This window comes from Pseudomonas sp. G11-1, from assembly GCF_024031555.1.
Lineage (GTDB): Bacteria > Pseudomonadota > Gammaproteobacteria > Pseudomonadales > Pseudomonadaceae > Halopseudomonas > Halopseudomonas bauzanensis.
In genome coordinates this window covers 1,337,100-1,349,360 of sequence record NZ_QEYQ01000001.1, presented here as the reverse complement: position 1 = coordinate 1,349,360, position 12,261 = coordinate 1,337,100, and the positions used below count along the sequence as shown (strand labels likewise).

Below are 12,261 nucleotides of genomic sequence, written 5' to 3'. Positions count from 1 at the left end.
CCAGCGGCTTCTTCTTGGCCTTCATGATGTTCGGCAGCGAAGCGTAGCGCGGCTCGTTCAGGCGCAGGTCGGTGGTGACGATGGCCGGCAGTTTCAGGTCAACGGTCTGCAGACCGCCGTCGATTTCGCGGGTAACCTTGACGCGCTCACCGTCGACATTCACGGCCGAGGCGAAGGTGCCCTGGGCGTAGCCGGACAGCGCAGCCAGCATCTGGCCGGTCTGGTTGTTGTCGGAGTCGATGGCCTGCTTGCCGAGGATGACCAGCTGCGGCTGTTCCTTGTCGACGACCGCCTTGAGCAGCTTGGCGATAGCCAGGGAGTTCAGTTCGTCAGCGGACTCGACCAGGATGGCGCGGTCGGCGCCCAGTGCCAGGGCGGTACGCAGCTGCTCCTGGGCAGCAGTCGGGCCGACGGTGACGGCGACGATTTCGGTCGCCACGCCTTTTTCCTTCAGGCGTACTGCTTCTTCCACGGCGATTTCGCAGAAGGGGTTCATGGACATCTTGACGTTGGCCAGATCAACACCGCTGTTGTCCGCCTTGACGCGAACCTTGACGTTGTAGTCAACCACGCGCTTTACGGCGACGAGGATTTTCATGGACGTTAGTCCTCCGCAAGTCTGTGAAACGCCCGTCGGGGCGTGTGACATTAAAAAGGGGCCTTAGCATACCGGGCAGTTTTCGTGTCCGATAGTACCCAGGCCGCCTGATTGAAATGAATTGGCCGGAAAAACAGGACAAATTCCTGTTTTTCCGGCCTCAAGGTTGCCTCAGGCAACAACCAGCTGGTTGGAGTAGGCTTCCAGGTGATGATCGTCATCACCGAACTGGTGGCTGATCATGACCAGACGCTTGGCGTAGTGGGCGCCGTTATATTCCCAGGTCATGGCGATACCGCCATGCAGCTGGATGCACTGCTCGGCCACATAACGAGCGGCACGGTTGACGATGAACTTGGCGGCGGACAGCTTGGCGCTGCGCTCCTCGCTGTCCTTGTCGTCAGCCAGACAGGCGGCCAGGATGGCCATGGAGGTGCCGCGCTCCAGTTCGCTGATCATGTCGACCATGCGGTGCTGCAGTACCTGGAACTTGCCGATCGGCACGCCGAACTGCTTGCGGGTCTTCAGGTATTCCAGGGTCAGGTCGCAAGCGGTACGCATGGCGCCGACCGCTTCGCCACACAGGGCGGCGATGGCGCGGCCGCTCTGATAACGAATGGCGTCATAGGCATCGCCAGCGGTGCCCAGCAGCTCACCCTTGGCGTTATCAAGGAACAGCTCGCAGCCCTTGCGGCCATCCACGGTAGAGTAGACGCGGCGGCTGACACCTTCGGCGTTCGGGTCGATGATGAACAGGCTGATGCCCTGCTGATCACGCACATCACCCGCAGTACGGGCCGAGACCAGGATCTTGCCAGCGGTATGGCCGCCGATCACCACGCCTTTGCGGCCGCTCAGCAGCCACTCGCTGCCGGACTGCCGGGCGGTGGTCTGCACGTCATACAGGTTGTAATGGCTGCTCGGCTCTTCCAGAGCGACGCTGGCCTGCAGTTCGCCGCTGGCGATGGCGCCCAGCAGTTCTTCCTTCTGCTGCTCGTTGCCCAGCTGGCCGATCAGGCCACCCGCCAGTACTACCGACTCCATGTAGGGTTCCAGGCAGATACCGCGGCCCAGCTGTTCCATGATCAGCATGGTTTCCACGCCGCCGCCGCCAAAACCGCCCAGCTCTTCGGCGAAGGGGATAGCGGTCAGACCCAGCTCGCCCAGCTGCTGCCAGAACTCGGTGCTGAAACCGGCGTCGCTGGCGCTGAACTCGAGGCGCTTTTCAAAGGTGTAAACGTCGCGAACCAGACGGGCCGCGGTGTCCTGGAGCATCTGCTGCTCTTCGGTCAATTTGAAGTCCATGATCGGCGCTCCTTAGAGTTCGAGAATCATTTTCGAGACGATGTTCTTCTGGATCTCGTTGGATCCGCCGAAGATCGACAGTTTGCGCATGTTGAAGTAGGTCGAGGCTGGGGCAGCGGCATAGTCGTCGACGAGGAATTCGCCGTCGTAGTCCAGCTCCAGCTCTTCCGGCAGGAAGGGCAGGGCATATGGCCCCAGCGCCTTGCGCATCAGATGCGTGATGGCCTGGCGGATCTCGGTGCCCTGAACCTTCAGGATCGAGCTTTCCGCACCCGGTACACCGCCTTCGGAGGCAGCGGCGACGATGCGCAGGGTACTCACTTCAGCCGCCATCAGCGACATTTCCACTTCAGCGATCTGCGCACGGAACAGGGTGTCTTCAAGCAGCGACTTGCCGCCCTTTTCCTGTTTGGCGGCAATCTTCTTCAGGTGGCTCAAGGCCGCCTTGGAGGCGCCGATGCCGGCCAGGCCGGTACGCTCGTGGGTCAGCAGGTACTTGGCGCAGGTCCAGCCCTTGTTCTCTTCACCGACCAGGTTTTCCACCGGTACGCGTACGTCATCGAAGAACACTTCGTTGACTTCATGGTCGCCGTCCAGAGTGATGATCGGGCGCACGGTGATACCCGGGGTCGCCATGTCGATCAGCAGGAAGGAGATGCCGCGCTGCTGCTGGGCTTCCGGGTCGGTACGCACCAGACAGAAGATCATGTTGGCGTGCTGGCCCAGAGTGGTCCAGGTCTTCTGACCGTTGACGACGTAGTGGTCGCCATCGCGCACGGCGCGGGTCTTCAGCGAGGCGAGGTCGGAACCGGCGCCTGGCTCGGAGTAGCCCTGGCACCACCAGTCCTCACCGGACAGGATGCGTGGCAGGTACTGCTGCTTCTGTGCTTCGGTACCGAACTTGATGATCACCGGAGCGACCATGGCGACGCCGAAGGGAATGGTGCGCGGCGCGCCGGCGGCAGAGGTTTCTTCATCAAAGATGTGTTTCTCTACCGGGCCCCAGTCGGTGCCGCCGTGCTCGACCGGCCAGCCTGGTGCGTACCAGCCCTTGCGGGACAGGATCTGCTGCCAGCGCTCGTGGTCAGCCTTGGTCAGGTGCTTGCCGAGCTTTACCTTGCGGGAGATATCGGCTGGCAGCTCCTGCTTGAGGAATGCACGCACTTCATCACGGAAGGCGATTTGTTCAGCTGTGTAATGGATTTCCATGTTGGGTCCTCGTTGTTATTCAGCTGCGGACACCCGTCGGGTGCCCGCAGAAAAGTCTCAGAGATCGGCGAACTTGCGACCTTCTTTGGCCAATTTTTCCAGCAGCGGCGCTGGCTTCCACCAGGCGCCGAGCTGCTCGTGGAATTCGCAGATGCGAGCATAGACACGATCCAGACCGACGGCGTCAGCATAGAACATGGGGCCGCCCTGATGCGCCGGGAAGCCGTAGCCGTTGATGTAGATGACGTCGATATCGCTGGCGCGCTGGGCAACACCTTCTTCCAGGATCTTCGCCCCTTCGTTGATCAAGGCGTACATGGTGCGCTCGATGATGTAGTCATCGGACAGCTCGCGACGCTCGACGCCCTGCTCTTTGGAAGCGGCGGCCAGAATGGCCGGCAGCTCGGGGTTCGGCAGCGGGGTACGCGAACCCTTCTCATAGACATAGAAGCCCTTGCCGGTCTTCTGGCCGAGCATGCCAGCCTCGGCCATCTTGTCGAGGATGGTTGGCAGCTTGAATTCGGCGGGCAGGGTCTGGCGCTGACGGGTACGGATGGCCAGACCGATATCCAGACCGGACAGGTCGCGCATGGCGAACGCGCCCATGGCCATGCCGAATTTACGGAGCGCAGCGTCCACCTGTTCTGGTGTGGCGCCTTCTTCGAGCAGGAACTCGGATTCGCGACCGTACTGGAATACCATGCGGTTGCCGACGAAGCCGTCGCACACGCCCACGGGCACGGCCACTTTCTTCAGCTTCTTGCCAATCGCCATGGCGGTGGCCAGCACTTCGTCGCTGGTCTTCTCGCCGCGCACCACTTCCAGCAGGCGCATGACGTTGGCCGGGCTGAAGAAGTGCAGGCCGACGACATCTTCGGGGCGCTTGGTGAACTGGGCGACCTGGTTCAGATCCAGTGAGGAGGTGTTGCTGGCCAGAATGGCGCCGGGCTTGCAGTTGGCATCCAGGGCTTCGAAGACCTTCTGCTTGACGCCCATTTCCTCGAATACCGCCTCGACCACCACGTCCACATCAGCCAGGTCGGCATAGTCGGTCACGCCGCTGATCAGGGTCATGCGCTTTTCCAGCGCCGCTTCAGTCAGGCTGCCGCGCTTGACGCTCATGCCGTAGGTATCGCGAGCACGCTGGATCGCCTTGTCCCGAGCGTCTTCGCTGATTTCCAGAATTTTCACCGGGATACCGGCATTGGCGAAGCACATGGCGATGCCGACACCCATGGTGCCGCCACCGATTACCGCGGCGGAGTTGAACTCACGCACCGGGGTGTCCTTCGGCAGGCCGTCAACCTTGGAGGCCAGACGCTCGGTGAAGAATGCATGCACCAGCGCAGCACGCTGCGGGGAGACCAGGCATTCAGCGAACAGCTCGCGCTCACGCTTGAGACCTTCGGTCAGCGGCAGGGTAAAGGCGGCTTCGACGGCGGAGACGCAGCGCTGCGGGGAGAACAGGCCAGGCGCTTTCTTTTCCAGCTCGGCGCGCTTGGCAGCGACCAGCGCCGCATTGTCGACGCCTTCCAGCTTGTCGGTGCGCTCGCCGGTGCGGCGCGGACCCTTGCCATCGGCGATCAGCTTGTTGGCAAAGGCCAGGCCTGCGGCCAGCAGCTCGCCGTCGAACACTTCATCGACCACACCCAGCTGATTGGCTTCGGTAGCGCTGATCGGCGCGCCGCTGACGATCATGTCCAGAGCCTTCTCGACACCTACCACGCGGGGCAGACGCTGGGTGCCGCCGGCGCCGGGCAGCAGGCCCAGTTTGACTTCCGGCAGGCCGACCTTGGCGTCCTTGCGAGCGATGCGGTAATGGCAGCTCAGCGCCACTTCCAGACCACCACCCAGGGCGGTGCCATGGATCACGGCGACGCTCGGCTTGCTGCCGGCCTCGATGCCATTGACCACGTCAGGCAGGCTGGGCGACTGTGGCGGCTTGCCGAATTCCTTGATGTCGGCGCCGGCGATGAAGGTGTTGCCTTCACAGACCAGTACGATGGCCTTGACCTCAGGGTCGGCCTCAGCGGCCTTGAAGCTGTTCTCCAGCCCCTGACGCACTGCCACGCCCAGAGCGTTGACCGGCGGATTGTTGACTCTGACAACGGCAACGGCGCCTTGCCGCTCCAGTGTGACCACGTCCGACATGATGAATCTCCTGTGAGTCGATCAGATGCGTTTCATTGTGCGGAATAATGAAACCATGTTTCGCATGGCAAAATACAAAACTTGCAGAGCGTTGTCGATGCCCGTTGGAAAATGGTGCGACATAAGGCGCATTGATGGTTATACGCCGAGGCGTTCAATATCCCGGGCGAGGATCGCCAGCTGGTGCGCCAACTGGTTCTTCACTTTCTCTTCGGACACCAGGTAGGTCGGTGCACCGCAGGTCAATGCCATCAGCGTACCGTCCTGCAGATGCAGGGCCACGCCAGCGGCATTCACATTGCGATCCCAGTCACCGAGGGACAGGCAGAAACCATATTTTTCGTAGTCGCGGAAGGATTCTTCCAGCTGTTGTTTGAGCTCCGGCCAGGTGTCCGGATGGCGTTCGGCCAGGGAGCTCATCACGTGCCGGCGTTCTTCTTCCTTCATCGCGGCCAGGTAGGCGCGACCGGCGGCGGTGGTAGCCAGCGGCAGACGCACACCGACATCCATGCGCAGCGACGTGATTTCGGCGGGACGGCAATTCTCCACATAGATCATCGACAGACGATCGCGGCAGGTCAGGCCCACGGAGGTGTTGGTGTTGCGCGCGAACTCATCAAGGTAGGGCTTGGCCAGCTGGCGTACCCGCAGGTTCGAGACATAGGCATAACCCAGGGCCAGCACACCGGAGTCCAACTGGTACTTCTCCAGCTGTGGCGAGTAGGCCAGATAGCCGAGCTTGGTCAGCGTATAGGTCATGCGCGACACAGTGGGTTTGGGTAGCCCGGTGATCCGGGAAATATCCTGGTTGCCCAGGACCACCGAGCCCTGACTGAAAGCGCGCAACACATCAAGCCCACGTGAGAGTGCCTCGACGAATTTGCGGTCCTTGGTTGGGTTGGGTGTTGCCTGATCGTCATTCATAAAGCATTCATACCTTGATGGAAGGGCATCCTTGCGTAGCGATCGCTGCCGCGCAGACGATGCCGGGCTACTCTTTTCATGCGGGCGGAACCAACGGAAATGTCCTGCACAGCAATTTTGTTTTGATTTGTACCGATGATTGCACAGCCGCGACAGATAGAATAGCATCTTTTGGTATTCTATTCCGCACTGCAAAATAATAGTCCAAAAAAGAGGTTCAGATGTCCACACCAGAATCCTGCGTTGTCGCCGGCCGGCTGGCCGAACTCGGTCATACCAATCTGTATGATCTGCTGAAGCAGGCGAGTCATGTTTACGGCGACAAGACCGCCTTCTCCTGCGGTGCGGATTCGGTCAGTTTCACGGAGTTGCGAGACAAGTCGGACAGCTTTGCTCGCTACCTGCGCCATGAACTCGGATTGCAGCCCGGCGACCGCCTGGCCATCCAACTGCCCAACCTGCTGCAGTATGTGGTCACCATCTTCGGTGCGCTCAAGGCCGGTCTGGTCATCGTCAACACCAACCCCCAGTACACTGTGCCGGAAACCCGCCATCAGTTTACCGACTCCGGCGCCCGGGCAGTGGTGGTACTCGACAAGCTGGTGCCGCTGGTGCGGGCTGTGCAAGGCGAGACCGCCATCGAGCGACTGATTGTCACCAGCGTAGACGATTGGAGCAACCCCCAGGTAGCTAGCGACGAGGCCGACGTGACCCGCTTCATGGCGGCATTGACCAAGGGCAAGGCGCTGCCGGAAGTCGACCCGCAGCGCGGGCTGGAAGACCTCGCGGTGCTGCAGTACACCGGCGGCACCACAGGCGTGTCCAAGGGCGCCATGCTGACCCATAACAATCTGCTGTGCAACGTACTGCAGGCGGTCAGCATCCTCAGCCCCGGTGAGCTGGAATACGGTAACGAAGTTCGCGTCTCACCGCTGCCGCTGTACCATATCTTCGCCTTCACGGCGAACTGCCTGGCCTCGGTATTCACCGGCTTCAACAGCGTGCTGATCACCAACCCGCGTGACCTGGACAATATGATTGCTGATCTGCAGCGCCACCGCATCACGCTGCTGACCGGTATCAACTCCCTGTTCGTCTCCCTGATGGCTCACCCGCAATTCGACAGCATCGATTTCAGCCAGGTGAAGTGGGTCAACTCCGGTGGAGCCCCGCTGAACCTGGCGGTCGCCAAGCGCTGGTACGAGCGTACCGGCAGCGTCATCCGTGAAGGCTTCGGCATGACCGAGACCTCGCCGGTGGTAATTGCCGCTACCGCTACCACTCCTTATAAGGAAGGTTATATCGGTCAGGCAATCATCGATACCCAGCTGAAGATCGTCGACGACGCAGGTAACGAGTTGCCGACTGGCGAGCCGGGCGAACTGCTGGTGCGTGGGCCGCAGGTAATGAAAGGCTATTGGCAGCGCCCTGAAGCCACCGCTGAAACCTTCACAGCCGACGGCTGGTTGAAAACCGGCGATATCGGCGTCATCGATGAGGATGGTTTCCTCAAGCTGGTTGATCGCAAGAAGGACATGATTCTGGTCTCGGGTTTCAACGTCTACCCCAATGACATCGAGGACGCGGTCATGCGCCACCCGGGCATCCGCGAGTGTGTAGCGGTGGGTATTCCTGATGAGCGCAAAGGCGAGGCCATCAAGCTCTATGTCAGCCTGCATGACCAGAACCTGACCGAAGCCGATATCGTTGCCCATTGCCGCGAACAGCTGACCGGCTACAAGGTGCCGAGCTTCGTCGAGATCCGTGACGATCTGCCCAAGTCCACTGTCGGTAAACTGCTGCGCCGGGTACTGCGTGATGAGGCGAGGGCAGAGGTAGCAGAGGTAAGCGCGTGAGCCTGTCGCTGAGCATCGCCGATGGCGTGGCGGAGATCGCGCTCGACGATGGCAAGGTCAATGCGCTGTCCGAGCAGATGCTGGAAAGCCTGCTGGAGGCCATTGCCGAAGCCGCCAAGGCTGATGCTGCGCTGCTTATCTATGGCCGGGCCGGCTGTTTCAGTGGCGGCTACGATCGCAAGCTGATCGCCGCCGGTGGCCCAGCCTGCGATGCCATGCGCGCCGCCGGTGATCGCCTGACCCTGGCCCTGCTGGATTATCCGGCACCGGTGGTCATCGCCAGCACCGGCCATGCGATGGCCAAGGCAGCGTTCATGCTGCTGCTGGCTGACTATCGCATCGGTGCAGCAGGCGCGTTCAGTATCAGTCTGAATGAAGTGGCCATCGGCATGACCATGCCCGATGCCGCCATGCCCCAGGCCCGCGCGCGGCTGGCGCCGACCTGGCTCAATCGCTGCGCCCTGCAGGCCCAGACACTGGACCCGGAGCAGGCGCTGGGAGCGGGTTTTTATGATGAACTGGCAACCGGCGGTGATCTGCTGGAGCGCGCCCGTGACAAGGCCCGGCAGTTGGCGGCGCTGCATCGCCAGGCCTACCGGGAAACCCGTCTGCTGCTCAATGCGCCATTAAGGGCGGAAGTGGTAGCGGCGCTGGCGGGGTCCTGATCCTTCGGTTGCCGGGCGGCAGGCGTAGCGCAGGTGCGCTACATCCGGGGAATCAGGTTTTGCGCCGCGGCTGACGGTGATGCTGCGGCCCGTCTTTCGGGTTGTCGAGCACCTGCTCGACAACCTGGGCTGACGCTAACTGCGAGCCAGCCCATCAAGGTCACTCCTTGAAATACACCGACTGGGTGCTGGTCAGCAGCAGCAGGCCATCTTCCGACCACAAATGGGCGATCTGATCAGCATAGTTGTTATGCAGTCGCGAAGCCTGCGCGCGACCTAGCAGGAAACCGCTGCCTACCTTCTCCAACTCGTCGCTGGTGGCATGGAAGTAGTGCGTCATGGACACGGTACCTGATGGCGTAAAACTCTTGCGCAACAGGAAGATGCGCGGGGCGAACACATCCCCCATCGCCGTCAGCGAAGTGAAATCCAGCGGCCGTTCCACCGCGTCGCGTACCCACAACAGCGATTCGGTATCGAGCGGCTGTCCTTCTGCGCGACCCATCAACGGAATACCGTGCACAAAGCGGAAATCGTACTGCTTGAACCAGTTACGAATGCTGATATCCATGCGCTGCAGCGAGGCTGGTGCCGGCGCTGGTGGAGCGCTCAGTTGCTGCTCCGTCAGGGTGTCACGGCGAATGGCGAAGAAAGCCGTGGCACTGGTGACTACCTCGCCATTCTGTTTCTGCAGCAGTAACCAGTGTTGGGTCGAGCGGTTGGTGCGCAGTGGCGTGGCTTCCACCTCGAATTCGCCATCGCCTACCGGCCCGGCGAAGTTGACGGTCAGGGAGACCGGATCGCCCAGCCGCTGGGGATGTTGCAATACCGCCTGCAGCAGGGTAGCGGCAGTGGTCCCGCCAAACGGGCCGACCATATTCTGGAAGGCTTCGCTGGTCTTGCCCTGGTACAGATTGTCGGAGCGGGATGTCAGGGCAATGGCCTGATCGAAGGCGTGGTTGTTGCTCATTAGTGATTATCCATTGGCAGGCTTGCTGAGTGCTCATCCTAGGCATGCAGGGAGAGGGCGGCAAGCTGATATGACGGCATGAATTCGCCGTCATAGATGAGCTGCTTTTCGCTCCTGTAAATGCCGATCCAGCCGCGCTGAGCTTGGGTTGGCAGCTGCTCCCCGGTGGGAGCAGCTTCTGCAGCGGATTACAGTTTTACGTTCATGGTGATGCGGGCGGTGAATACCTGCTGGTCCTGCTCATCAAATACGGTCACGGATACCAGCTTGTCACCGGCGCTGCTCCAGTCCACGGCGCTACCATCGGGGGCTGTCAGGCAGAGCCAGTACGCCGCCTACGGTCTATCGGGAAATGCTGGCGGAGGCCGCCTGGCGTTCAGTCAGCAACTGAACGGGTCTCCATTGGACACCCGCTCAATCGATCAGCCGCGCTGGTAGGTGCCGACCAGGCGGTTCATCGCCAGGGTGTGCGGCTCGACCTTGGCCAGTAGTTGCCACAGATCCAGGCCTGCTGACAGATCCGGCTCGGCATCCAGAGCCAGTACCCAGAAGTAGTATTTATGCTGACCATGGCCTTCCGGGGGCATCGGGCCGCCGTAGCCAGTCTTGCCGAAGTTATTCTGCCCCTGGGTGTAATCCCCACAGCCTTCGGCCAGGCTGGTGACCTCACCGGGAATGTTGTACAGCACCCAATGCACGAAGCCGTAGGTGCCGTTGGCGGAGACCAGCGGTGCGTCCGGGTCATGGCAGATCACTGCAAAGCTTTTGGTGCCGGCCGGCGCATTGCTCCAGCTCAGTGCCGGAGAGATATCTTCCCCTTCACCGGTATGCCGGGTGGGAATGGCGCCATCGGCAGTGAAGGCGCTGCTGGTCAGTTGCAGATCGAGATTCAAGGCAAAACCCATGGTGTTCTCCTTTTATATGCAGAGGTGGGCGATCACGGATCAGCGGATCAAGGTGCTCAGCAACCAGAGGCCGAGCAGCAGCCAGATCACACCGGCAATGATCCGTTTCTTGATGAACGAGCTGACCCCAAGATAGATGAGAAAGAGTCCGAGCACGACAAAGGCGATGCTGAGGATACTGCTATCGATGCCCAGGGCGCGGGAAAAGCCATTGACGAAGGCGGTGCTGGCACCGCTGAGCATATCGAATACCCAGGCCAGGCCGTCGACTATCAACCTGACCAGGGTGCCGAAGGCCTGCCCCAGCCATTCGAAAGGGTTGGTATTTACATACATCGGAAAGCTTCCGGTTCGATGGGATCGATACCATAGCAGAGATCGGGACAAGGCCAGAAGTTCCAGCGCCGGTTTTCAATGCCGGACGCTTCCCTTCCGCCAGGCTCCCCTCCCCGCTAGGGGGAGGGGGCAGCGGAACTTACACCCGCTCGATTACTGCCGCCACGCCCTGCCCCAGCCCGATACACAGGCTGACCAGCGCATAACGCTTGCCGGTACGCTCCAGCTGACGCAGCGCAGTCAGGGTAAGACGCGCACCGGAGGCGCCCAGTGGGTGACCGACGGCGATGGCGCCGCCGTTGGGGTTCAGGCGCGGATCATCGAAGGCGATGCCCAGCTGTTTGGCGCAGCCCAGTACCTGGGAGGCGAAGGCTTCGTTGATTTCGATCACGTCCATGTCGTCCAGTGTCAGGCCAGCACGGCTCAGCGCTTTCTTGCAGGCTTCAACCGGACCCAGACCCATGACCCGCGGCGCGACGCCGGAAACAGCGCCGGCGAGAATACGGGCGCGGGGCTTGATGCCGTGCTTCTGGCCAATGGCTTCGCTGCCGATGATCAGCGCCGCGGCGCCGTCGTTCACGCCCGAGGCGTTACCAGCAGTGACCACGCCGCCCTCGGACAGCGGGCGCAGGCTGGACAATGCGGCCATGTCGCTGGATGGGCGCGGATGCTCGTCCTGATCGACCACCTTGTTCGGCTTCTTGCGGCCCTGGGGCACTTCGATGGGGTGGATTTCCTCGGCAAAGAAGCCTTCGGCACGGGCTTTCTCGTACAGGGCCTGGCTGCGAGCGGCGTAGGTGTCGGCTTCTTCGCGGGTAATACCCAGATCGGCGGCGACGTTATCGGCGGTCTGCGGCATGGTGTCATCACCGTACTGCTTCTCTACCTTGGGGTTGGGAAAGCGTGCGCCGATGGTGCTGTCGAAGGCACGGAACTCGCGGGCGTAGGGGCTTTCGCTCTTGGCGATGACGAAGGGCGCACGGCTCATGCTCTCGGCACCACCGGCAACAAACAGGTCACCCTCGCCAGCTTTGACGGCGCGGGCGGTATCCAGGATGGCGGCCAGACCGGAGCCGCACAGGCGGTTTACGGTAACGCCAGCCACTTCCTGCGGCAGGCCGGCCAACAGGCCGGCATGGCGCGCCAGGTTACGGGCATCTTCCCCGGCCTGGTTGGTATTGCCCATGACCACATCTTCGTAGTCCTGACCGTCGAAGGGGTTGCGGGCAACCACGGCGCGGATCACCTCGGCCAGCAGGTCGTCCGGGCGTACCGGGGCCAGCGCGCCGGCGTGGCGACCGAAGGGGGAACGTAAACCATCATAGATATAAGCAGTCATCGG

The 12,261-nt window shown here is 61.5% G+C and carries 11 protein-coding genes and 1 pseudogene; 2 read left to right on the top strand and 10 right to left on the bottom strand.

All coding sequences use genetic code 11. The features are described from left to right. From DHB74_RS06200 to DHB74_RS06180, 5 genes are all read right to left on the bottom strand, one after another. Positions 1-598: electron transfer flavoprotein subunit beta/FixA family protein (locus DHB74_RS06200; RefSeq protein WP_499161012.1), on the bottom strand; the 598-nt coding region annotated here is incomplete at its 3' end. A gap of 171 nt (positions 599-769) precedes the next feature. Further along, entirely contained in the window at positions 770-1,903 is a 1,134-nt protein-coding gene (locus DHB74_RS06195) for an acyl-CoA dehydrogenase family protein (protein ID WP_136868654.1), read from the bottom strand. A gap of 12 nt (positions 1,904-1,915) precedes the next feature. After that, on the bottom strand, positions 1,916-3,112 hold the full coding sequence (locus DHB74_RS06190) for an acyl-CoA dehydrogenase family protein (protein ID WP_036991917.1): 1,197 nt from the start codon (positions 3,110-3,112) through the stop codon (positions 1,916-1,918). 57 nt (positions 3,113-3,169) lie between these two features. After that, positions 3,170-5,263 carry a 3-hydroxyacyl-CoA dehydrogenase NAD-binding domain-containing protein gene (locus tag DHB74_RS06185; RefSeq protein WP_036991918.1) on the bottom strand — a complete coding sequence of 698 codons (2,094 nt, stop codon included), beginning with the start codon at positions 5,261-5,263 and terminating at the stop codon, positions 3,170-3,172. Between the two features lie 138 nt (positions 5,264-5,401). Further along, on the bottom strand, positions 5,402-6,187 hold the full coding sequence (locus DHB74_RS06180) for an IclR family transcriptional regulator (RefSeq protein WP_036991920.1): 786 nt from the start codon (positions 6,185-6,187) through the stop codon (positions 5,402-5,404). Positions 6,188-6,408: 221 nt separating this feature from the next. On the opposite strand from DHB74_RS06180, the gene DHB74_RS06175 reads away from it, so the two are divergent. Next, the gene (locus DHB74_RS06175; protein ID WP_074781324.1) at positions 6,409-8,043 is read left to right on the top strand and encodes an AMP-binding protein; all 1,635 of its coding nucleotides are present in this window, start codon (positions 6,409-6,411) and stop codon (positions 8,041-8,043) included. Beyond that, a complete protein-coding gene (locus tag DHB74_RS06170) occupies positions 8,040-8,708 on the top strand; it encodes a crotonase/enoyl-CoA hydratase family protein (protein WP_499161011.1) in 669 nt (222 codons plus the stop codon). Before DHB74_RS06175 ends, DHB74_RS06170 begins: the two co-directional genes overlap by 4 nt. Positions 8,709-8,868: 160 nt before the next feature. On the opposite strand, the gene DHB74_RS06165 is transcribed toward DHB74_RS06170, so the two are convergent. The 5 genes and pseudogenes from DHB74_RS06165 to DHB74_RS06145 form a co-directional block, all read right to left on the bottom strand. Further along, positions 8,869-9,678, bottom strand: coding sequence for an acyl-CoA thioesterase (locus DHB74_RS06165; protein ID WP_499161010.1), 810 nt, complete (start codon positions 9,676-9,678; stop codon positions 8,869-8,871). Between the two features lie 188 nt (positions 9,679-9,866). After that, positions 9,867-9,983 (bottom strand): annotated as a pseudogene (locus DHB74_RS06160) (DUF4442 domain-containing protein); the annotation flags it as partial. Positions 9,984-10,100: 117 nt separating this feature from the next. Then, positions 10,101-10,583 carry a YbhB/YbcL family Raf kinase inhibitor-like protein gene (locus DHB74_RS06155; protein ID WP_036991927.1) on the bottom strand — a complete coding sequence of 161 codons (483 nt, stop codon included), beginning with the start codon at positions 10,581-10,583 and terminating at the stop codon, positions 10,101-10,103. 39 nt (positions 10,584-10,622) lie between these two features. Continuing rightward, positions 10,623-10,919: a hypothetical protein gene (locus DHB74_RS06150; RefSeq protein WP_074781326.1), complete on the bottom strand. Its 297-nt coding sequence runs from the start codon at positions 10,917-10,919 to the stop codon at positions 10,623-10,625. A 139-nt stretch (positions 10,920-11,058) separates the two neighbouring features. Further along, positions 11,059-12,258, bottom strand: a complete 1,200-nt coding sequence (locus DHB74_RS06145; RefSeq protein ID WP_499161009.1) for a 3-oxoadipyl-CoA thiolase — start codon at positions 12,256-12,258, stop codon at positions 11,059-11,061. Between the last annotated feature and the right edge of the window lie 3 nt (positions 12,259-12,261).